Genomic DNA, 20,879 nt, shown 5'->3' on the forward strand with positions numbered 1-20,879 from the left:
ATTATTTTGGTAAGTGGGTTAACCAACTAAGCTTATGACTGTTCACGTTATCCTCGATCTTTTTTTAGTGATCGAGGGGAAGTGTTGTTATGCTGAATCGCTCATTTAAAAGTAAATAAAACCAACCTAAACTTGATGCACAAAGAGAGACAGATACACCAACTACCTCTTATAACATGGCAACAAAAAAGGGAGAAAATAAGTTTTCTCCCTGCATTACAGACTTAACCTTCACAGCTTTTTACCATTAAAGAATGACTGATTTAATCAACATAGCCACAACAAATAACGCCAATACTCCAGCAAACCAAATACCAATAAACCAAGCGAGTTTTTTATATTTATTCAAAGCCATTAGTGATACCCATCTTCTGGTCTTACTTTACCTCTGAATACCCAGTAAGCATAAGCGGTATAGATTAAAATGAGTGGCACTAATACTACCGTTCCCATTAAGGCGAATTTTAGACTTGAATCAGGCGCTGCAGCTTCAGTAATGGTTAAACTTGGCGGCACAATATTAGGATAGAAACTAATAAGAATACCGATAAAGCTAAGCACAAATAAGCCAAGTGAGGCGAAAAATGGTTGTGCTTCTTTGTACTGTTTTAATCCCATAAAGAGTAACCAAGTACATAGCCCAACTAAAACTGGAACCAATACACTAAAGATACTACCTGGTAAAGAGAACCAGCGTTGGAAATAAGCAGGATCTTGAAAAGGCGTTAGGATACTAACAATACCTATAAATCCGAGGGTAGCAATTGCTAACCCTTTAGCATAACCACGCATTCTCCTTTGTAACTCCCCTTCTGTTTTCATGATTAACCAAGTAGAGCCCAATAAACCATAGCCTATGACAACAGCACATCCAGTGAATAATGAAAATGGAGTCAGCCAGTCCCACCAACCACCAGCGTAGGCACGGTTAGCAACCTCGATACCTTGTACCAAAGCGCCGAGAGAAATGCCTTGCGTAAAGGCAGCTATCACCGAACCAGCGAAGAAAGAAAAGTCCCAAACAGGTTTCCAACGAACCGTTCTCCAGCGATATTCAAAGGCGACTCCTCTAAAAATCAAGGCTAACAGCATCAATATAATAGGCATATACAATGCAGGCATAATAACAGCGTAGGCGAGAGGAAAAACAGCAAACAAGCCACCACCCGCCATTACTAGCCAAGTTTCATTACCGTCCCAAACCGGCGCAATAGTATTCATCATGACCGATTTGTCTTGTTCTGATTTAGCCGACGGAAACAAAATACCAATGCCCAGATCAAAGCCATCTAAAATGACATAACAGAGTACAGCAAACGTGATAATGATTGCCCAGATAAATGATAATTCAAATTCCATGGTTATCTCCTTGGCCATCTGACTTATGGTCTGCGTGAGTTATATCGATGGTTTCAATAACTTGTTTTTCTGCGGTTCTGATAGGCCCGTCATTCATGTCAACGCCAGATGCCGCCGGCAATTTATTCATCAACCTTAATATGTAGTAAGTACCGGCCCCAAACACAAAGAAGTAAACAACAATAAATGCGATAAGGGAAACTGCGACAGCAGGTGCTGCAATTGGTGCAAGGCTATCGGAGGTTCGTAATAAACCGTAGACAGTGAAAGGTTGACGACCCACCTCAGTAGTAACCCAACCTGCTAGCACGGCCACAAAGCCCATTGGCCCCATCACGATCGCAGCTCGCTTTAACCAATCATCATCATAAAGCTTGCCGCGCATGCGTCTCCAAAAACTCCATACTGCTAAACCTAACATCGCAAAACCAAGAGAAATCATGATACGGAAACTCCAGAATACAATGGCAACAGGTGGCTCATCTTCATCTGCAATCGTATCTAAACCAGCAAGCGGCGCATTTAAATCATGCTTTAAAATTAAACTGGACACTTTAGGTATCTGAATCGCGTAATCAATTCTCTTTTGTTCTGGGTTAGGAATACCAAATAAAATCAGCGGAGCACCTTCGGGGTGACTATCATAATGCCCTTCCATCGCCATCACTTTGGCTGGTTGATGTTCTAACGTATTTAAACCATGAAAGTCTCCCACCACAATTTGCAAAGGAGCAGCAATAATTAACATACCCATCGCCATTGAGAACATACGGCGCGCGGCAACATCGGTTTTTCTTCTTAAGAGGTGTAAAGCCCCCACAGCCCCGACAACTAGAGCGGTTGTGAGAAAAGCGGCGACAACCATGTGTACTAAACGGTAAGGAAATGAAGGATTAAAAACGATCTGCCACCAATCCTCAGGAACAAACTGACCTAACTCATTAATGCTGTAGCCAGCAGGTGTTTGCATCCACGAATTAACAGATAAAATCCAAGTTGCTGACATTAAGGTACCAAAAGCAACCATACTGACCGCGAACATGTGTAACTTATCGCCAACACGCTCACGTCCAAATAAAGCAATACCTAAAAAACCAGCCTCGAGGAAGAAAGCAGAGAGTACTTCATAGGCCATAAGCGGTCCCAGAACTGGCCCCGTTTTATCTGAAAATACCGACCAGTTAGTACCAAATTGATAAGACATAACAATACCGGAAACGACCCCCATCCCAAAAGCGACCGCGAAAATTTTCTTCCAATAATTAAACAGGAAAAGGTAAGTTTTATCATGTGTTTTTAGCCACAAGCCATTTAAAACGGCTAAATAACTAGCGAGTCCAATCGAAAAAGCTGGAAATATAATATGAAAGGAAACAGTGAACGCAAACTGAATTCTGGCAAGTGTCTCGGCAGTGAAACTTTCAAACATAATCATAGACCTCGTATAAGTTTGAATTTAAATTATGTTTAACTCCTGCAGCAATAAAATGAGTATTGAAACAAAAGCAACATCAGGCATATAACGTTCAAATAGGAAGTGACGTTTATTTAGCGTATTACCATTGTGTAAATCATTGATAATTTGGTACATCGAATATGCCGTAGACGCAATCTACTCTTGCAGAAATTGGGTAAAGAACACTGTTCACCAATTCTTATAAATTTAGCATTTTGTGATCGCTAAATTGCACTATCGAATTGCAAATTTCTTAAGTAATGACATCAATAAATACGTGATATAAAAACGTAAAGTTCAGTTGCAGAGTATATTTTTAAAAATATATTAACGATTTTATAAACAGGAGATCCTCCTTTAACTGTAAGTTATTGGTAAGGAAGTATTGTTTTGGGAAGTGGGTTAATCTGCAAAGTTTATGAGTGTCTTCGATCTTTGCAATAATAGCGGCAGTAAAGCGACCTCGTATTACGGTAATATCATCTTTAGCCATGAATAATTAAATTAACATTTTAGCCTATCCCCTCTCAAAAAGGCTTAAAAGGAAAAATAATGAAAGATAAAGTTGTGTTATATAAAAAAATCCCAGAACAACAAAAATTATTATTAAGCCAAATGTTTAACCTTATCTGTTTTGATAAAATAGATGAAAGTAATTTAAAACAATTCATCCACGAAATTAAAGATGCCATTGGTTTAATTGGCTCAGGCGTTAAATTGCATCAAGAAATTTTACAGCACGCTCTGAACTTAAAAGTAATATCAACCATTTCAGTGGGCTATGATCACTTTGATCTTGAGTACCTAAAGTCACGAAAAATTGCATTAATGAACACTCCTGATGTCTTAACTGATACCACTGCGGACACTATTTTCACTTTAATCATGTGCTCAGCAAGACGAACAACTGAGTTAAATAACTTCGTAACATCCGGTAAATGGTCTAATAACTTAAAAGATGATTATTTTGGTGTCGATATTCACGGTAAAAAGCTCGGTATATTAGGCATGGGGCGCATAGGTTATGCAGTTGCTAAACGAGCACACTTAGGTTTTGACATGCAAATAAATTACTATAACCGCAGTGTAAACTCAAAAGCAGAAGAAAAATTAGATGCACAAAAAATGGAACTTGATGAATTATTAGCTGATTCAGATTTTGTTTGTTCAATATTACCCGCTAATCAACAAACAGACCGACTCATTGGCCAAAGAGAACTTGAACTCATGAAAAACTCAGCCATTTTCATTAATGGTGGGCGAGGAAATGTGGTTGACCAAGATGCGCTAGCCATCGCATTAAAAAATCAAACAATAAGAGCCGCTGGTTTGGATGTTTACGAAGTCGAGCCACTTCCACACAGCTCACCTTTAATGGAGTTAAAAAATGTAACTCTTTTTCCCCATATTGGCTCTGCAACATCAGAAACAAGGCTTGCCATGATTACATGTGCAATAGAAAACCTTAAAGCAGCTTACATTGGAGATTTAACAAAAAACTGTGTGGTGAGTTAAATAAAAAAGTAGATGAGATCACTATTGTAAAATAACGAAACTAACTTCTCCGCACTTTTACAGTAAGTTATTGGTTATGAAGTATTGTTTTGGGAGAGTGGATCAACCAATAAAGTTTATCGGTGTCCACTCGATTTATGGGCTCCACTCTCTTAACCGCAATGGATAATTATGAAACTGAAATTTAATCTATTTTGTTACTTTCTTGCGATAACCCAAACTGCATGAATAATGCCCGGAATATAACCGAAAAGCGTCAAAATAATATTCAAGACTAATGTCCAAGAGAATCCGACTTGTAAAAAAACACCTAGTGGTGGCAATAAAACAGCAAAAATAATTCGAATGATATCCATTGGTTAATCCTTAAATGTAAATGAGTCTTTGGAAACCGCTAAGCGGCGATTTCAACAACCTAGTAGCAACTTTCCTCAGTTAATATATTCGTGTAACAGTAAAGATTGGAGCAAATAGCATGCCACGGATTTACAGTTCCAAAAGAGGCTGTGCTTTTATGAAGAGATATACATAATATTGCGTCAGTAAAGTGGTTGAATTAATAAATTGAAACAGACTACTTCTATCTGTAATAAAGGTAAAAAATCCTGTAATGAAGATACCAAAAATCAATATATAGCTAGTGTATATAAGGCTTTCGACTCTATATCAATATGTTTCCAAGCTAATTTCTCCTCTTAATAAATTAATATTTTCCATGCGTATTTAGATCATTATTTAAAAAAATAATAGAGAGTTTTATTAACTGAAATACAAATATTCAAGCCCCCTAAAAGTAACCACACCATGAAATTATTACATTTATAAATAAAAATATTACATCATTTCTTCCAAGATATTAATTCCCTTACAAAGCCTAAAACTCCTCTAAGCCCCTATTTTAAATGATGTCAGCCAACTTTTTACAACATGGTATTGGTATTGCAATGCCATAGTAACTAAATAGTCAAATTAGACGCGACACATAACAACGACTAGCGAATAAGCATTAATCTATTTGAATGGGAGGGAGGAAGAATGAATAACAACAATTCACTTAATAATAAAAAAATTGCAATGATAGCAACCGATGGTTTTGAACAAAGCGAATTACTTCAACCTAAACAAAATTTAGCGGCACTTGGTGCAGAAATAGACGTTTTATCAATCGATAACAATCAAGAAATTTGTGGTTGGGATGTCAATAAGTGGGGCGATAAAATTAAAGTCGATAAACAAGTTGGCGATATCACCCTTTCAGATTACGACGGTATTATTTTTCCTGGTGGTCAAATCAATCCAGATATATTACGCACCAATAAAGAGGTGGTGTCGTTAATTCAAAAAGCAACAAAAGAAGACAACATAAAAGCAATTGCTGCTATTTGCCATGGGCCTTGGTTATTAGTGGAAGCTGACATTGTAAATAATAGAAAGGTCACCTCTTTTCCAAGTATCAGTACCGATTTAAAAAATGCGGGGGCGCACTGGGAAGATAAAAAAGTAGTCGTAGATGGAAAATTAATCACTAGCCGTAACCCTGATGACATTCCTGCTTTTGTCGATGCGATTGCATACCAATTGACACATTAAATGACTTACGTAAAAGATAAATAGAGGTTCAAACATGAATAATCAAAAAATAGTAGTCGTAACAGGCGCTTCAAGTGGCATAGGCGCAGCGACGGTCGATAAAGTCATCGAAGCTGGACACAAAGCAGTGATCACTGCAAGAAGCACTGAAAAGCTTAACAACATAGTAGAACGTTGGGGAAAAGATAAAGTATTAGCGGTCACAGCAGATGTATCAAACTTGGATGAAATTAGTAACGTCATCAATAAAGCGAAAGAGAAGTTTGGCAGAGTAGACGTTGTGTTTGCCAATGCTGGCATGGGCGCAAGTACACCTGGTATTGAAAATGGCAACCCAGATGAGTGGAAAACTATGCTAGATGTCAATATAAACGCTTTACTGTATACCGCTAAAGCAAGCCTTCCTGCACTAAAAGAAACGCAAGGACACTTCATTGTCACTAGCTCCATCGCAGGAAAAATTTCACTTAAAGGTTCCGTATACGGCGCTTCAAAATGGTTTGCTTATGGTTTTGCACAAAATTTAGCGATTGAGATGGCAGAATGGAAAGGTCGTTGCACCACTATCTGTCCAGGCATGGTTAACACGCCTTTCTTTGATGAAGCTAAGCCCGACAAGTTAGATCCTACAGATGTTGCTGAAGCGGTTGTTTATGCCGTTTCTGCCAACCCTCGTTGTGATGTAAGAGAAATAACACTCATGCCGACAAATTAATTTACATGACTAGTTTACATCGTTAGACCTATTTAACTCACTGAATAGGCCTATCAATCAACGTTAAAAACTAAGTAAAATTTAAAGGAAGCAACTTAATGAATAACTTTAATAACGTGCACGATTTCTTAAAACAAAATCAAAAGTTGCACTCACGTATTGCAGAATTTTATCAATCATTATCAAAGGACGCTGAAAACCAAAGAACCAAGTTATTATTGGATATTTTGATAAAACACGAACTTGAATTGCTCGATTTTATCAGTAACTACCTTGATAAAGCATCGGATAAAACTCAAAAAGCATTTATTCAATTTGATCCTGAGCAAAACCTTGATGCTTTATTCTCAACTGATTTTAATCGTACGCAAGTAACGAGCGAACAAGTTGAAGCATTAGCAGATCGCTTTAACCAATATTTATCAGACATTTACCAAGGTATCTCTAAATCAAATGAATCCCAAGAAGTAAAAATAGTATTTGATAATCTTCACCAACACACAGAACAAAAAAAGAAACAACTCTCCATCGAACTCAATGAAATGCATGATATTTAATAGAGGCTTACAGGTAAAAAAACCCGTTTTTGCTTATTTAAATCATTAACCATCTCGCGTAATAATTACAAAAAATTTGTAAATATTACACATAAAAAATATCTAACTATAGATTAACAGTGATATTTACTGGGTTTGTATTTGGCATTTTTATTGCTCTCAGTCAAATAGGTAACGTGTTCAATTGTTAGCCTCTAAACATTAATTTTTAGCAAAAGATTAAGGACTAGATATGACAGAATCATTTAAATACTCAGGCGGTAAAGGCAAAGGTGGAGAACTTCATCAATCAAATGCCGATGCTTACCCCACAATGACCACAAGCCAAGGTTGTCCAATCAGTGATGATCAGAACTCTCTAAAAGCCGGAGCAAATGGCCCCACCTTGATGGAAGATCATATACTGAGGGAAAAACTGTTTCATTTCGATCATGAAAGAATCCCAGAGCGAGTTGTACATGCAAGGGGATATGGTGCGCATGGTTACTTTGAGAACTATGAATCATTATCTGATATTACTTGCGCAGATATCTTTCAGCGAGCAGGTGAAAAAACACCGTTATTTACACGAATTTCAACGGTAGCAGGTAACAAAGGTTCGGGCGATTTGGCTCGAGATGTTCGAGGTTTTGCTGTTAAGTTTTATACTAAAAAAGGCAATTGGGATCTTGTAGGTAATAATATTCCTGTCTTCTTCATTCAAGATGCAATGAAATTTCCTGATTTAATTCATTCTGCAAAAGCAGAACCTGACAGAGGCTTTCCTCAAGCACAAACAGCACATGATAATTTCTGGGACTTTGTCAGCCTAACACCAGAAGCAATGAATATGGTGATGTGGACAATGTCTGATCGTGCGATTCCTCGTTCATTGCGTTTTATGGAAGGTTTTGGTGTGCACACCTTTAAAATGATTAATGCGAAGGGTGAAGAAAAATTTGTTAAGTTTCATTGGAAACCTAAACTAGGCATGCAATCAGTGGTTTGGAATGAAGCACTGAAAATAAACGGTGCAGATCCTGATTTTCATCGAAGAGATATTTGGGAGTCGATCTTAGCGAATGATTATCCTGAATGGGAGTTAGGCCTACAAGTGTTCGACCAACAATTTGCTGACGATTTTGAGTTTGATATTTTTGACCCCACTAAGCTTATTCCTGAAGAGCAAGTACCGATTAAAATTGTTGGCCGTATGGTACTTGATCGCGTAGTCGATAACTTTTTTGCTGAAACTGAACAAGTCGCATTCTGTACCCAAAACATAGTGCCTGGTATTGATTTTACCCCTGATCCTTTATTGCAAGGCCGTAATTTCTCTTATTTAGATACTCAAACTAAACGACTTGGTGGCCCAAACTTCACTGACATTCCGATTAATGCACCAAAATGTCCAATGCATCATTTTCAACAAGATGGGCACATGGCAATGAACAATCCAAAGGGCCGTGTTAATTATGAACCTAACTCTTGGGATGCAGATGAAAATAATCCTCGTGCTTGCCCTGAACAAGGTTTTAAAAGCAGTTCAGAGCAAATGACCGGAGATAAAACACGTTATCGTTCTGACACTTTCTCAGACCACTATAGCCAAGCTCGCCAGTTCTATCTCAGCCAAACAGACGTAGAACAGCAACACATCCAATCCGCCCTTGTATTTGAGTTATCAAAAGTCGAAAAATTAGCAATCCGAGAACGTTTAGTATCACACCTGATCAATATCGATAAAAAGTTAGCTGAAGAAGTCGCAACAGGCTTAGGTTTTGAAACCATGCCAGCAGCCGCTGAAGCAGCAAAAGCAACGCGTACCGATTTACCTGTATCAGACGCATTGAGTATATTAAAAAATTCAATTAATACTTTCAAAGGAAGAAAATTGGGTATATTAATATCAGAAGGTTTTGACGGTGCATTATTTAAATCCGTTACTGATGCATTAGCTGATGAAGGTGCTCGATACGAAGTGATTGCCGCAGACATAGGCGGTGCAGTTTGTTCTAAAGGTAATCACGTGAAAGCACAACAAGCTATCGCCGGTGGTCCATCTGTATTATACGACGCAGTATTAGTCCTTGTGAGTAATGAGGGAGCAGACTATTTTGCAACAGTACCCGAAGCAAAAGATTTTATTAGTGATGCTTATTCCCACAAAAAATTCATTGGTTATACCCCTCAAGCACAATCTTTACTCAAAGCCGTGGGTTTAGATCAAGTAAAAGATAACGGGATGATTAACTTAGATGATAAAGAAGCTGATTCATTTATTAAAACACTTCGAGCGTTACGTTTCTGGGAACGATAAATCAATTATGCAGTGTTCACTGTGAAAGTGCTGTGAATGAATAATAAACGACCGTGAATTCGGTCGTTTTATCGCGACTAAAGGGGGAAAAAAATGTCTGAACAACATGGTAAACAAATTAAAAATGACAGCGTTTACGAAGCCTTGATTAGCCAAGGAAACAGTAAAGAAAAATCGGCCCGCATCGCCAATGCGCAAGCAAATCCAGAGATGCACCCAGCTAAAAAAGGCGGAAAAGCGCAGCCATATGAAAACTGGACTAAAGCTGAATTGTATAAACGAGCACAAACATTAGATATTGATGGTCGTTCTAAGATGAATAAAGAAGAATTAATTGAAGCGTTAAGATCCCATTAGCTAATCGCTCCATGATGCTGTTCACAACGCACACTAATGATAGTTTCAAACAAATTAAATATAGATAGCTCGCTTCTTTTATCTTATCGAATACATTATTGGAGCATAAAACTATGTCAACATTTCAAGGTGTTTTAGGTGTTAACAAAATTGATAAAGGTTACCAATTTTCAGTGTGGGCACCCCATGCTAAATCAGTTTATTTAGTGGGTGACTTTAATGATTGGGACGAAGACCAAAATGCCATGCAACAAGCAGATAACGGGATTTGGTGGCTCGATATATCAACAGCTTCAAATCATGATCAGTATAAATTTTGTATTGAATCTGCAGATAATAAAAACCACAAAAAAAATGATCCTCGTGCTAGAAAAATGACGAACAGCGTAGGCAATTCAATCATATACGATGATGATTTTAATTGGAAAATAGACGATTTTGAATTACCTCCTGTCCATCAAAGAATCATTTACGAAATGCATATCGGCACCTTTAATCAAAAATCAGACGAGCGCGGTACCTTTAACTCTGCCATCGAAAGACTAGATGATTTAGTTGAATTAGGTGTCAATGTATTAGAAATAATGCCGGTTAATGAATTCGCCGGTGATATTAGTTGGGGATATAACCCAGCTAGCCCCTTTGCTGTTGAAGAAGCTTATGGTGGTCCCGATGGTTTAAAACGATTTATAGATGCAGCACATCAGCGAGGTATTGGTGTCATTTTAGATGTTGTTTACAACCATTTTGGACCCAGTGATTTGGACATATGGCAATTCGATGGTTGGAGCGAAAACGATAAAGGCGGTATTTATTTTTACAATGACCAAAGGAGTTCAACTCCTTGGGGCGAGACCCGACCTGATTACGGTCGCATCGAAGTATGCGACTTCATCAAAGACAATGCACTGATGTGGTTAAGAGAATTTAAAGCCGATGGGTTGAGAGTAGATATGCTGCCTTTCATGCGCTGTATTTCTGGGGAAGATAACGGACAAGATGATATTCCAGAAGGCTACAAACTTATTCAGGATATCAATTCAACCATTAAACAAAACTTCCCTAATAAAGTGTGTATAGCCGAAGATCTACACAAGCATGATTTCATCATTGATCCAGTAGAACAAGGTGGTTGTGGTTTTACATCGCAGTGGGATGCTGAATTTGTACACCCAATACGAGCAGCGTTAACTCACCCAACCGCTGTAGATATAGACCTTGATAAAATAGTAGGTGCCCTACTACATAGTTACAGTGGTAACATTTATTCACGTGTGATCTATACAGAATCACATGATGAAGTTGCTAACGGGCAGGCTAGAATAGTAGAAGAAGTTGCCCCCGGTAACGTTGATGATGATTTTTTTGCACGTCAAAAAGGAATTATTGCAGCAACGTTAGTTTTAACGACGGCTGGTATCCCGATGCTATTTCAAGGTCAGGAGATAAAAGAAAGTGGCTGGTTTGATGATAACGAAGCACTTAATTGGCACAAAAAAGATAAATTTAATGAATACTATGCAGCCTTCCAACAATTAATTGCATTACGTAAAAATAATGAGGGTAATTCTGCAGGTTTAACCGGTGACCAAACACACATTATACATCGTGATGACGAGCATAAGATTATTGGATTCAGCCGTTCAAATGGAGTTGCTGACGAACAAATTAATGTTTACCTGAATCTGTCTGATGTTGAAATAGATGAATATGTATTAAGTGAACTAAACGAAGAGGCAACATGTTTATTTGCGTGGTCTGATGGCATAGTGACTGATCAAGTTAGCGCAAATAATGGAGCTATCAAAATGCCTAAATACAGTGTGTTCATTTTTTCTAATTAGGTAAAGTGAAACAAACTGAACAGTCAGATATTCTGGTAAAGAAGTCTTGTTTTGAGGTCGCGGTTTAGCGAATAAAGTTTATGGGTGTCCACGATCTTGCTTTCTTAACAAGGTCACTTCATCGACTGAATGACTGGCACACTATCAACAAACTGCTCAAAACTAATAATTTCACGTTCCTTTAAGATCCATAAATGAGCTACCCTCGCCTTAAATGATTTACCGGTTTTATTAAAGACTCCTTGATAAGTACCATAAGCAAAAACATGATCGCCATTCGCAACATAACCATCAACGTTAAATGTATAATTTGTCCACTCAGTGGCTAATCGACTAAATACTTTTTCTGATATTTCTTTAAAACCTACATAAGTTCCGGCCAAAGGAAACCCGTTTGCTTCTTTCCATTTAACTTCGTTTGATAAATACTTCTGCAAGTTTCGCCCATTTTCTTCTGATGTGTCACCTTCATAAGTGCTTTTAATAATCTCAAGATTCGTCAATATCATATCTCCTTTAACGACAATATAACACTAGGCTAATATGAGCCTAGTGTTTAGGTTATAAAACATAAGTGGCACGAGATTAATGAATTAAGTGCTTATAAGCTCGAGTCACTCTCTTTATCCAGCGTAAAAACTACATGCCAAATAAGCTATAAGCTTTTTAATAACGCTCTCCATCCTGTGATGTTGTTATAAAATTGAGCATGAGGTAATCGAGTATATTTACCTTCTTTTTCTACTATAAAAGAGGGAAAACCTTGAAGGTTCCATTGTTGCATTAACATATGACTCTTCTGAATCGCATTAGAAGAATGCTCTCCCTCTGCTGACATCAAATCAAACCAGTGACGTTTATCTGCCCCCAGCCTAATCGCAATTTCAGCTAATACGTTAGGGTTACTTGTATCAAGTGCTGATTGATAATGAGCTTGCTGAATCGACTTCAGCATCAAAAAGCCCTTGTCATAATGTTTTTCCATGACCCAAACAGCTTGAGCCGTTATATATGAATCCAGTATGATCGATTCATTACCACTCAGTCTTTCATGATAAGCTTGAGAAAATACCTGCCCAGTGCTTAATGCGATTTTTTGATCATGACTCTGCGCCATTTTCCTAAACCCACTATCTATTTCTCTTCTTTTGATCATGCCTCCAGGGTGCATAACTAATTGAATAGATGTCATTTCATACATCATTTCTACAAGGGGAGTTGCTCCGAAGCACCACCCACACATTGGATCATATAAATAGTGAATTTTTACCATTTCATCTCCCCCATATGAACCTTTGCACCTATATTCAACGCAAGTGGAAATAAGGCATTAGGGTAAGCTTCCGACATTTTATTGATCAACTCTTCAGCATTTGTGCTGTGTTGTTTTTCTTGTTCGAATTTCTTTAAGTATAAAGCGGTATAGTTGATGTTATCTGGTGTTAGACTGGTATTAGGAGTCATATGCCCAGGTACTGCAATAAGTGGATTTAATCTTTGCATTTCAGCTAATTGTGCCTGCCATGCATCCAATTTCTGTTGGCTTTGAGTATCTGCAGTCCACACATGCAAATTACCAAATATTCCAATATTCCCCACTATTGCTTTTATTGATGGGATCCAAAGGTAAGGTCGATATGCAAGTAAGCCTGATGTCCCGTGAATCTCTACTGTATATCCATCTACAGTAAAAGCACTGTCGGTGATTGCTTTAGGTAATATTGGTGAATGAGGGGCATTGTTACCCATTTTAGGTCCCCAAAAAGCTAACTTTCCAGCCATTTTACTTTGGATCACTTTTTGAACTGCTGGTGTTGTGATTATTTGTGCATTAGGAAATATCTGCTTTAGCATTTCTGTGCCAAAATAATAATCTGGATCCGCCTGACTAATGAAAATGGTCGTCAGTTTTTTACCTGAATCAAGTACGTTAGCTGCAATTCTTAAAGCATCAGCCTTAGTAAAACCAGCATCTATGATAGCAGCCTCTGTCTCACCGTATATCAAGGTTGAGTTAACGTGAAAGCTATGACTATCTGCGTTATATACTTTTAATGATAGTGCTGTTTCACTCGTGGCATATGCTGTATTAGCAAATAGTATCGAGGCGATAATTAATATAATTTTGTTCATTCTGTTACCCATGTCATTTATTGAAGTGGGGATAATTATGAATGATTGATTGGTACGTTTATATACACAATAATATGCAACATTGTTTCATAAATCGGACATATAAATGGATAGAATAAAAGCAGCTCAAGTATTTATTGATGTGACACGTTCCGGCAGTTTTACTGCAACGGCTGACAGACTAGAGATGTCGAGACCAATGGTTACTCGTTATGTAGAGACGATGGAAAACTGGTTTGGGGCACGCTTACTTCACCGTACAACTCGAAAGGTAACACTAACGACGATAGGTGAAGAATGCCTTGAAGATATAGAGCAATGGCTCAGCGTTGCTGATAAGCTTGTTTCTAATATCAAATCTTCAAAAGAGTTGTCAGGTTCAATAAAAATAGCCACCAGCATGTCATTCGCTCACTCTCAATTTATGGCTGCTATTTGTGCGTTTATGTCGTTACACCCCAAAGTTAAAATTGATGTGAATCTACAAGATACCGCTATCGATTTAATAGAGAGCCAAATTGACTTAGCGATTCGAATTGCCTCTGCACCAGATCCTGCTTTGATAGGGAAACCTATTGCAGTATGCCGGTCAATCATCGTTGCCAGCCGAGCTTATTTAGCAACAAAACCAACCATTTTTACACCTGAAGATCTCAGCTCACATGAATGTCTTAGTTACGTTAATTTTGAACGCCATATTTGGCATTTAAAACGTGAAAATGAGCATAAATCTATACATGTTAATTGCAGATTAACAGCCAATGAAGCCACCGCTCTACTTGAAGCGACTTTGTGTGGTGCTGGTTTATCAATGCAACCAACTTATATGGCCAACGAAGCTGTGAAGAGAGGTGAGTTAGAACAGGTATTACCTGATTGGAAAGCAAATGACATGAATATATATGCATTATATTCATCTCGGAAATTCTTGCCGCCAACAGTTCGCGCTTTAGTTGACTTCCTAAGTGAATATTTTAAACAGCACCCTTGGGATTGATCATAATAATAAATTGCCCCATTAACAAAGGTATTTGCGATTGGGAAAAGTGATTCAGTGTCAGTCTTTTTAATAACTTTTTCTTCTGAACAAGAAAAAGTAAAGTCACCGACAAGGCGAAAATGCTACTAATAATAATCGAGCAAAACCGACGAGGTTAAGAATGCGTTAAAATGGTGGATGAGTGCCGCGAAGCTTTCCTTAAACGCTTCATTTATTCGTCAAATGATTCTACAAACGTTATTATTTATCGTTATCCAAAACCTTGCTGGAAAAATCTGTGTCAAATAACACCACAACCACCCTCTCCATTAAGTTAAACAACTTCCTGCATCGCATTGATTGTAAGGCAACGCTCATCGCGTTGGTTAATCAGCATGGTTGTAGTTTGAAGCGAATTCGCCGTTCTAAAAATTGGTCACTCACAGGCCAACAAAGCCAACTTATTAAGATAGGTGAAGAGCTACATCAATCAAAAACAGTATGGATTACTGAAGCTATTAACAAAGGGTTGCCAAAACCTAGCTTTGATTTAGTAGCAATAGCCCTATCTGAGCCTGGAATGACTATTAATCGCTTAATAGCAGAAACAGGCTGTACTTTAATCGAAGCTCGCATAGCTATCGATAAAGCAGAAGATTTACTTTAAGCACCCAGTAACTATTTAAAAATAACGATGCTCAATATAACTATCACGACTCCACACACTTTTTAAAATGATATTTAATCTATTTATATTTAACGGATAGTTTTCGCTACTTTACCAATACTCAAACCTTGAATTAAAATAGAAAACACCACGACAGCATAAGTGAGAGCCAATAAAATATCACGCTGTGTCCCATCAGGTAATTGCAAGACTAGTGCAACCGAAATACCACCACGTAAACCTCCCCAAGTTAATACCTTCCACGCGCCAGATGGCAACTCTAATTGTTTATTAAATGTAGTCGTTGTTATCCCCACAACGATTAAACGTGCGAATAACGCAATTAAAATAGTTAAACCACCAGCAATAAACAAATTACTCGAGAATGCAATCATGACGACTTCAAGACCTATCAGTACAAACAAAATGGCATTTAAAATTTCATCAATCAGTTCCCAAAACAGATCAACGTAATGGCGAGTCTTGTCGCTCATCGCCATACTACGGCCATGATTACCCACCATTAACCCCATCATCACCATTGCAAGGGGGCCCGACAAATGCCAATGGCTTGCCAATGCATAACCACCAATAACACCTGCTAAAGTAAGCAATACTTCTTCTTGGTAACTATCAATACTTTTAAGTAAGTAATATAAAGCTCCACCTAATACCAAACCAAAAACAATACCGCCACCAGCTTCAACTGCGAGCGAGTGTGCTACATGATAGGTTGTAGGAATATCACCACTGGATAACACCCCTAATAAAAGTACAAAAATAACTACCCCTATTCCATCGTTAAACAACGACTCACCTGCAATCACGGTTTCAATACTTTTGGGCGCACCCGCAGATTGTAAAATCCCCATTACCGCAATCGGATCAGTTGGTGAAATTAATGCACCAAACAGTAAACACCAAATGAATGCTAATTCAAAACCAAGTAAAGGAAGCAGTAAATAAAGCGCGCCAGCAATAATAACCGTCGATAACAATGTACCCACACAGGCCAAAATACCTATTGGTAATTTATAGCGCCTTAAATCGCTCACATTTACGTGTAACGCACCTGCAAAAAGCAGCATAGAGAGCATGCCATCAAGCAAAACTTCAGTGAAATCTAACTGATCGAGCAAGCTCACTTCGTAATCGATGAGATCATCAAACCCTAAAAATCCTAAAAATATAGCGCCAATAGATAAAAGCATTGAAATAACCATCACGCCAATGGTTGTTGGTAAGCCAATAAAGCGATGGTTTACATAGGTGAGTAACGCGGTAATTGATAAAAATATCGCACTTATTTCAAGTACGCTTAGGCTGGTTGCTGGTACCATGGATTAAATCTCAATATTTATTTAATGGTGCCTTACTCAAAACAAGTAAAGCAGAAGGGTTATTATTTTTGATACAGTTACCTCTTATTATATTCATATAGCGCCAGCAAACATACCAAAAACATCAATCTACGACATTATTGTAAACACTAAGTGAATTAATAGTAATATCTAGTACTGATAAGCTAATCCTTAACGTCTGAACATATACTAAGCCATTCAGGGCAACCATGACCTTTATTCATACCAAGGTCTCATACAGGTTGCTATCTTCTGACCGATTTGGATTCATTCAGTACATAAATTAGCGTTATATTCATCTGCACAAAAGTAGTCTGAACTGAATGATTGATACTTTTAACGATCTGAATCACTTAAAGTGTTGAGGTATTTTTCTAAATAAAATCGAGATTGCTCTTCCATGAAGCCCTCTAGCTAATCATTGCAATAGCATACTATTTTAAGCGGTTTGTAATTCTTTGATGAAATATGAAAGGAATTGAGACTAAACAGACTATTACGAGACCAACTTGTTTCTTTATTATTTAATAGCTTAACTCGGGTTTATTTTTGACGTTAACACGTGATCTTGCCATGAGCCTGCTATTTTTAAGTAAGACTTTGCTACCCCTTCTTTTTGAAACCCTAGTTTCTCTAATAACTTACCAGAACGCGTATTGGTTGGAATATAGTTAGCCATCACTCTATGTAAATTGTATTCGGTAAATACGTACTGTATTGATGCTTGCAGCATTTCAAACATTAGCCCTTTACCTTGGTTTTTCTCTGAGATTGAGTAGCCAAGGTGACAAGCTTGAAAGGCACCATGAACAATATTAGAAAATGTACATACACAAATAACCTCAGACTTATTTTTATCAAAGGCAACAAGAGGAATTACAGCCCCAGATTGAAGGCTTTTGAAGTTTAACTCTACACGTTTTCTGGTTTCTTCTAAGCCAAAATAACCCGCAGTTCTTATTGGCTCCCAAGGAGCTAAATGGCAGAAGTTATCGCTTTCATATTTGACAAGTAATTCAAAATCATCTGGTTTTAAAACAGAAATAATTAAATTTTCAGTTTCTAACTCAGGTATTACTTTCAAGATGAATATCTCCAAGAGGAATGAAGCCGGATTTAGTGCAGTAAAACAATTAGTGCTTAATATGTAAAACTACATCACTAAAAAATAGAAGAGTGATTATGGCCCGTCAAAATTTTGGGTGTCCACGACCTTCTTCACATAACATTACAAATTGACTAATTGGTAGTACTAGGATCCCAATGGCCTTGTTATCTGTGTAAGCTAATAATGATAACGACACGAAATAATTGTTAAATGCGCATCTGTGACTGCGTAAACTAATCGATTGGTTTCATCAATACGACGAGACCAAAAACCAGACAAATTTTCTTTTAACGGTTCAGGTTTACCGATGCCTTCAAATGGTGAACGCTTTGCATCATTTATTAATTTATTAATTCTCTTTAATGTTTTTTTATCCTGTCCTTGCCAATAAAGATAATCCTTCCACGACTCATCAGTCCAGGCTAACAGCCTAATCATTTGAAATTTCTCTCTCGGTAATTTTACCTAGTTGAAACTGTTCAATTGATTTTGATAAATGCGAAGCATTAGCAGGTGATTTTAATAAATGAACAGTTTCCATTAAGCTGTTGTAATGATCCATAGACATTACAACAGCATCATCTGCATCTCGTCGCGTGATTACTGTATAATCAACGTCATTTACCACATTGTCTAAAACTGATTTAAGCCCATTTCGAGCTTCTGTAAATGATACTATTCGCATATTTGACTCCTCATTACCTGTACAACTAATAAGACAACTTTAACAAACAACATTAACATGTACAACATATAGTACAACTCCATATTATAAATACAACTAACAAGGCCATAGGATTTCTCATTCTCAGCCCAAGTTTTAATGACAAAAACACAATATTTTATACTTACTTGAGGCTCAAATAGATTATTCGTTTTTCAATAAATAGTTGATTAAATTGAATTGTAAAGACGTTTATTAAGGCAATTATGTATTTTACTCAAACTATAGGGCTTTGCTCTTGGCTTAATGTAAATTACTTATTAACTTCACCCCCTTATAAACAACAGCATGAACAAGGCAATACATCTGCCATTACGCATTTATTTTATCTTGGTCGCACACGTGAGTTTATTCATCCCTTTATCCACCTTAATATCTAGTACTGATAAGCTATTCCCTTAACGCCTAAATATAATAGAATGTTTCCATTAGCAAACAACAACTTACCTATGTAAATCTTACAATCCCTCTGTACTAATTCCATGTGCCTTTTAATTAAGAATAAATTAATGCATTTAAATCAATAAGTTAAAGTTGGAACAGTAGTTGCAACTCTAATGTCACTGAATTGATGAGAAGGAAAATAAAGATGAACGACATTGCTTACACAGGATACATGGCATTTTATTTCTATTTAGTGATGTTATTCATTCAGTGGGTAGTTGCCACCTTTAGTAAATCAAAACAACCCAATTCAGTCCCTGGGAAAATTGATGAAAATCTATCTCACAATAGTTTTGTTTTCAGAGCGCATCGTACTTTCCACAATACCCTAGAAAATAGTGCGTTATTTGTAGGCACGGCGCTATTGGCATTTGTACTTAACGTACAAAGTCCTATTTTTGCTATTTGTATTTGGACTTACCTTGTCGCCAGAATTGTACACATGACGTTGTACTACACCATTGCAACTGAAAAGAACCCGAGTCCACGTACCTACTTCTTTTTGATTGGTGTAGCAGCAAATGTAGTTATGTTAGTGATATTGGGTCTAGGACTTATTCAATCATAAGTTCTAAAAGTAATAAGTGACAAGATGTAATAACTAAAATCCAAACAAGCACACTCATAATAAGTAAATTCTCAATAACAACGTTAAGCATTATTTTTAATAACATAAACCTAATCTTAAAACCGAACAGGAGATAAAATGAAACAGACATTAATCATTGGCGCAAGTGGTCAAATTGGTAAAAAACTCACACAATTGATGCTAGATAACGATCAACACGTAGTCGCATTGGTACGTGATAAAAGCAAACTATCAGATATACATAATGACAAACTAACCATTGTTGAAGAAGATCTTAACAAAGATTTTGGACACGCATTTAAAGACTGTGAAAATGTTGTTTTTACGGCAGGCTCTGGTGGCCATACTGGCGCAGATAAAACCATACTGATCGATTTATGGGCAGCCTGTAGAGCAGCTGATTATGCAAAAAATCACGATGTGAAGCATTTCACTATGGTCAGCTCGATTGGAGCCGGAGACCCGTCAGAAGGTCCAGAAAACATGCAACCCTATTTAGTGGCCAAACATATGGCAGATGAGCACCTAATGAACAGTGGCTTGCATTATTCAATAATACGCCCTGGTTCGCTCACCAATGACACAGGTAAAGGCAAGTTTACCAATGAGCGGCCAGAGCAAAAAGAACAAGCGACAATCACGCGCGATGATGTGGCTAAAGCACTGTTATTTGCAGTAACAAATCCACCTAAGAAAAGCGCTATTACCGAAATTTTTAACGGTAGTAAAAGTATTGATGAAGTTTTACCTTCGTAAGGTCTGCATGCCTGTGACGACTAAATATATACTGTTTAGTCAACAACAGGCAGTAAGGTAAACAGAGTGATATTAAGGGGCGCTATATTAAGCGCTCTCTTAACAATGACACTTAAAGTTTACATCGCGCGAAAATTTGTCAGTATACTTATCTTCACCACACAAGTGAGCACGGCAAACGCAACAGGAAATACAGTGGTGATAAGGTGTATCAGATAATGATACTTGTGATTGGCGAGATTGAGTCATAACAAACTACCTCCGAATGCAATAAGTCCGCATTCTTAAAGGCAGTTTATAGTTAAAAACTAGTCAAAGTTTATGGGTGTCCACGATCTTTTTAAAAGTTTATGGGTGTCCACGATCTTTTTACAAAACTTGCAATGGAAGTGAAGTGAGGTTGTTCATCACCCGATAAACTCATGA

At 37.4% G+C, this 20,879-nt stretch carries 23 protein-coding genes and 1 pseudogene; 11 read left to right on the plus strand and 13 right to left on the minus strand.

Annotated features, from left to right (window positions below; all coding sequences use genetic code 11):
• Positions 1–247 precede the first annotated feature (247 nt).
• The 4 genes from OW492_RS04750 to OW492_RS04765 are packed head-to-tail and all read right to left on the minus strand — an operon-like array spanning position 248 to position 2,950.
• Positions 248–355: a DUF2474 family protein gene (locus OW492_RS04750; protein ID WP_290038787.1), complete on the minus strand. Its 108-nt coding sequence runs from the start codon at positions 353–355 to the stop codon at positions 248–250.
• Positions 355–1,359 (minus strand): cytochrome d ubiquinol oxidase subunit II, encoded by a 1,005-nt coding sequence (gene cydB, locus OW492_RS04755; RefSeq protein WP_290038788.1) that lies wholly within the window; start codon positions 1,357–1,359, stop codon positions 355–357. Before cydB ends, OW492_RS04750 begins: the two co-directional genes overlap by 1 nt.
• Complete coding sequence (locus OW492_RS04760; protein ID WP_290038789.1) at positions 1,349–2,788, minus strand: cytochrome ubiquinol oxidase subunit I; 1,440 nt, start codon at positions 2,786–2,788, stop codon at positions 1,349–1,351. Before OW492_RS04760 ends, cydB begins: the two co-directional genes overlap by 11 nt.
• 27 nt (positions 2,789–2,815) lie before the next feature.
• Positions 2,816–2,950 carry a hypothetical protein gene (locus tag OW492_RS04765; protein WP_290038790.1) on the minus strand — a complete coding sequence of 45 codons (135 nt, stop codon included), beginning with the start codon at positions 2,948–2,950 and terminating at the stop codon, positions 2,816–2,818.
• Between the two features lie 417 nt (positions 2,951–3,367).
• On the opposite strand from OW492_RS04765, the gene OW492_RS04770 reads away from it, so the two are divergent.
• Complete coding sequence (locus tag OW492_RS04770) at positions 3,368–4,330, plus strand: D-glycerate dehydrogenase (protein ID WP_290038791.1); 963 nt, start codon at positions 3,368–3,370, stop codon at positions 4,328–4,330.
• Positions 4,331–4,527: 197 nt separating this feature from the next.
• Here the strand turns inward: OW492_RS04770 and OW492_RS04775 are convergent, their stop codons facing one another.
• Positions 4,528–4,686 carry a YqaE/Pmp3 family membrane protein gene (locus OW492_RS04775; protein ID WP_290038792.1) on the minus strand — a complete coding sequence of 53 codons (159 nt, stop codon included), beginning with the start codon at positions 4,684–4,686 and terminating at the stop codon, positions 4,528–4,530.
• Positions 4,687–5,365: 679 nt separating this feature from the next.
• Here OW492_RS04775 and OW492_RS04780 point away from each other — a divergent pair.
• From OW492_RS04780 to OW492_RS04805, 6 genes are all read left to right on the plus strand, one after another.
• Positions 5,366–5,920 (plus strand): type 1 glutamine amidotransferase domain-containing protein, encoded by a 555-nt coding sequence (locus tag OW492_RS04780; RefSeq protein WP_290038793.1) that lies wholly within the window; start codon positions 5,366–5,368, stop codon positions 5,918–5,920.
• Between the two features lie 34 nt (positions 5,921–5,954).
• Positions 5,955–6,635 carry an SDR family oxidoreductase gene (locus tag OW492_RS04785; RefSeq protein WP_290038794.1) on the plus strand — a complete coding sequence of 227 codons (681 nt, stop codon included), beginning with the start codon at positions 5,955–5,957 and terminating at the stop codon, positions 6,633–6,635.
• Positions 6,636–6,733: 98 nt separating this feature from the next.
• Positions 6,734–7,192: a hypothetical protein gene (locus tag OW492_RS04790; RefSeq protein WP_290038795.1), complete on the plus strand. Its 459-nt coding sequence runs from the start codon at positions 6,734–6,736 to the stop codon at positions 7,190–7,192.
• 232 nt (positions 7,193–7,424) lie between these two features.
• Positions 7,425–9,491, plus strand: a complete 2,067-nt coding sequence (locus tag OW492_RS04795; protein WP_290038796.1) for a catalase — start codon at positions 7,425–7,427, stop codon at positions 9,489–9,491.
• 93 nt (positions 9,492–9,584) lie between these two features.
• On the plus strand, positions 9,585–9,848 hold the full coding sequence (locus tag OW492_RS04800) for a Rho termination factor (protein WP_290038797.1): 264 nt from the start codon (positions 9,585–9,587) through the stop codon (positions 9,846–9,848).
• Positions 9,849–9,961: 113 nt separating this feature from the next.
• Positions 9,962–11,692 carry an alpha-amylase family glycosyl hydrolase gene (locus tag OW492_RS04805; protein WP_290038798.1) on the plus strand — a complete coding sequence of 577 codons (1,731 nt, stop codon included), beginning with the start codon at positions 9,962–9,964 and terminating at the stop codon, positions 11,690–11,692.
• 113 nt (positions 11,693–11,805) lie between these two features.
• Here OW492_RS04805 and OW492_RS04810 read toward each other — a convergent pair whose 3' ends face one another.
• The 3 genes from OW492_RS04810 to OW492_RS04820 form a co-directional block, all read right to left on the minus strand.
• A complete protein-coding gene (locus OW492_RS04810) occupies positions 11,806–12,201 on the minus strand; it encodes a nuclear transport factor 2 family protein (protein WP_290038799.1) in 396 nt (131 codons plus the stop codon).
• 146 nt (positions 12,202–12,347) lie between these two features.
• Positions 12,348–12,965, minus strand: coding sequence for a DsbA family protein (locus OW492_RS04815; RefSeq protein ID WP_290038800.1), 618 nt, complete (start codon positions 12,963–12,965; stop codon positions 12,348–12,350).
• Positions 12,959–13,825 carry an MBL fold metallo-hydrolase gene (locus OW492_RS04820; protein ID WP_290038801.1) on the minus strand — a complete coding sequence of 289 codons (867 nt, stop codon included), beginning with the start codon at positions 13,823–13,825 and terminating at the stop codon, positions 12,959–12,961. Before OW492_RS04820 ends, OW492_RS04815 begins: the two co-directional genes overlap by 7 nt.
• A 106-nt stretch (positions 13,826–13,931) precedes the next feature.
• On the opposite strand from OW492_RS04820, the gene OW492_RS04825 reads away from it, so the two are divergent.
• Positions 13,932–14,822, plus strand: a complete 891-nt coding sequence (locus tag OW492_RS04825) for a LysR family transcriptional regulator (protein ID WP_290038802.1) — start codon at positions 13,932–13,934, stop codon at positions 14,820–14,822.
• Positions 14,823–15,102: 280 nt separating this feature from the next.
• Positions 15,103–15,471 carry a ribosome recycling factor family protein gene (locus OW492_RS04830; RefSeq protein ID WP_290038803.1) on the plus strand — a complete coding sequence of 123 codons (369 nt, stop codon included), beginning with the start codon at positions 15,103–15,105 and terminating at the stop codon, positions 15,469–15,471.
• Positions 15,472–15,560: 89 nt separating this feature from the next.
• Here OW492_RS04830 and OW492_RS04835 read toward each other — a convergent pair whose 3' ends face one another.
• From OW492_RS04835 to OW492_RS04850, 4 genes are all read right to left on the minus strand, one after another.
• Positions 15,561–16,811: a sodium:proton antiporter gene (locus OW492_RS04835; RefSeq protein WP_290038804.1), complete on the minus strand. Its 1,251-nt coding sequence runs from the start codon at positions 16,809–16,811 to the stop codon at positions 15,561–15,563.
• Positions 16,812–17,364: 553 nt separating this feature from the next.
• Positions 17,365–17,916 carry a GNAT family N-acetyltransferase gene (locus OW492_RS04840; RefSeq protein WP_290038805.1) on the minus strand — a complete coding sequence of 184 codons (552 nt, stop codon included), beginning with the start codon at positions 17,914–17,916 and terminating at the stop codon, positions 17,365–17,367.
• A gap of 201 nt (positions 17,917–18,117) precedes the next feature.
• A complete protein-coding gene (locus OW492_RS04845) occupies positions 18,118–18,378 on the minus strand; it encodes a Txe/YoeB family addiction module toxin (protein ID WP_290038806.1) in 261 nt (86 codons plus the stop codon).
• A complete protein-coding gene (locus tag OW492_RS04850) occupies positions 18,371–18,625 on the minus strand; it encodes a type II toxin-antitoxin system prevent-host-death family antitoxin (protein WP_290038807.1) in 255 nt (84 codons plus the stop codon). The genes OW492_RS04845 and OW492_RS04850 overlap by 8 nt, the downstream gene beginning before the upstream one ends.
• A 628-nt stretch (positions 18,626–19,253) precedes the next feature.
• Between OW492_RS04850 and OW492_RS04855 the strand changes: the two genes are divergently transcribed.
• Positions 19,254–19,676: an MAPEG family protein gene (locus OW492_RS04855; protein ID WP_290038808.1), complete on the plus strand. Its 423-nt coding sequence runs from the start codon at positions 19,254–19,256 to the stop codon at positions 19,674–19,676.
• A 138-nt stretch (positions 19,677–19,814) separates the two neighbouring features.
• Positions 19,815–20,453 (plus strand): NAD(P)-binding oxidoreductase, encoded by a 639-nt coding sequence (locus OW492_RS04860; RefSeq protein ID WP_290038809.1) that lies wholly within the window; start codon positions 19,815–19,817, stop codon positions 20,451–20,453.
• Positions 20,454–20,588: 135 nt separating this feature from the next.
• On the opposite strand, the pseudogene OW492_RS04865 reads toward OW492_RS04860, so the two are convergent.
• A pseudogene (locus tag OW492_RS04865) lies at positions 20,589–20,702 on the minus strand (transposase); the annotation flags it as partial.
• Positions 20,703–20,879: the final 177 nt, after the last annotated feature.

Source organism: Psychromonas sp. 14N.309.X.WAT.B.A12 (assembly GCF_030397575.1).
In the GTDB taxonomy this organism is placed as follows: domain Bacteria; phylum Pseudomonadota; class Gammaproteobacteria; order Enterobacterales; family Psychromonadaceae; genus Psychromonas.

What these genes read in the sequence shown, in the direction of transcription:
- OW492_RS04750 (WP_290038787.1), bottom strand. Translation starts at nt 355, where the DNA reads ATGGCTTTGAATAAATATAAAAAACTCGCTTGGTTTATTGGTATTTGG.
- cydB (WP_290038788.1), bottom strand. Translation starts at nt 1,359, where the DNA reads ATGGAATTTGAATTATCATTTATCTGGGCAATCATTATCACGTTTGCT.
- OW492_RS04760 (WP_290038789.1), bottom strand. Translation starts at nt 2,788, where the DNA reads ATGTTTGAAAGTTTCACTGCCGAGACACTTGCCAGAATTCAGTTTGCG.
- OW492_RS04765 (WP_290038790.1), bottom strand. Translation starts at nt 2,950, where the DNA reads ATGTACCAAATTATCAATGATTTACACAATGGTAATACGCTAAATAAA.
- OW492_RS04770 (WP_290038791.1), top strand. Translation starts at nt 3,368, where the DNA reads ATGAAAGATAAAGTTGTGTTATATAAAAAAATCCCAGAACAACAAAAA.
- OW492_RS04775 (WP_290038792.1), bottom strand. Translation starts at nt 4,686, where the DNA reads ATGGATATCATTCGAATTATTTTTGCTGTTTTATTGCCACCACTAGGT.
- OW492_RS04780 (WP_290038793.1), top strand. Translation starts at nt 5,366, where the DNA reads ATGAATAACAACAATTCACTTAATAATAAAAAAATTGCAATGATAGCA.
- OW492_RS04785 (WP_290038794.1), top strand. Translation starts at nt 5,955, where the DNA reads ATGAATAATCAAAAAATAGTAGTCGTAACAGGCGCTTCAAGTGGCATA.
- OW492_RS04790 (WP_290038795.1), top strand. Translation starts at nt 6,734, where the DNA reads ATGAATAACTTTAATAACGTGCACGATTTCTTAAAACAAAATCAAAAG.
- OW492_RS04795 (WP_290038796.1), top strand. Translation starts at nt 7,425, where the DNA reads ATGACAGAATCATTTAAATACTCAGGCGGTAAAGGCAAAGGTGGAGAA.
- OW492_RS04800 (WP_290038797.1), top strand. Translation starts at nt 9,585, where the DNA reads ATGTCTGAACAACATGGTAAACAAATTAAAAATGACAGCGTTTACGAA.
- OW492_RS04805 (WP_290038798.1), top strand. Translation starts at nt 9,962, where the DNA reads ATGTCAACATTTCAAGGTGTTTTAGGTGTTAACAAAATTGATAAAGGT.
- OW492_RS04810 (WP_290038799.1), bottom strand. Translation starts at nt 12,201, where the DNA reads ATGATATTGACGAATCTTGAGATTATTAAAAGCACTTATGAAGGTGAC.
- OW492_RS04815 (WP_290038800.1), bottom strand. Translation starts at nt 12,965, where the DNA reads ATGGTAAAAATTCACTATTTATATGATCCAATGTGTGGGTGGTGCTTC.
- OW492_RS04820 (WP_290038801.1), bottom strand. Translation starts at nt 13,825, where the DNA reads ATGAACAAAATTATATTAATTATCGCCTCGATACTATTTGCTAATACA.
- OW492_RS04825 (WP_290038802.1), top strand. Translation starts at nt 13,932, where the DNA reads ATGGATAGAATAAAAGCAGCTCAAGTATTTATTGATGTGACACGTTCC.
- OW492_RS04835 (WP_290038804.1), bottom strand. Translation starts at nt 16,811, where the DNA reads ATGGTACCAGCAACCAGCCTAAGCGTACTTGAAATAAGTGCGATATTT.
- OW492_RS04845 (WP_290038806.1), bottom strand. Translation starts at nt 18,378, where the DNA reads ATGATTAGGCTGTTAGCCTGGACTGATGAGTCGTGGAAGGATTATCTT.
- OW492_RS04850 (WP_290038807.1), bottom strand. Translation starts at nt 18,625, where the DNA reads ATGCGAATAGTATCATTTACAGAAGCTCGAAATGGGCTTAAATCAGTT.
- OW492_RS04855 (WP_290038808.1), top strand. Translation starts at nt 19,254, where the DNA reads ATGAACGACATTGCTTACACAGGATACATGGCATTTTATTTCTATTTA.
- OW492_RS04860 (WP_290038809.1), top strand. Translation starts at nt 19,815, where the DNA reads ATGAAACAGACATTAATCATTGGCGCAAGTGGTCAAATTGGTAAAAAA.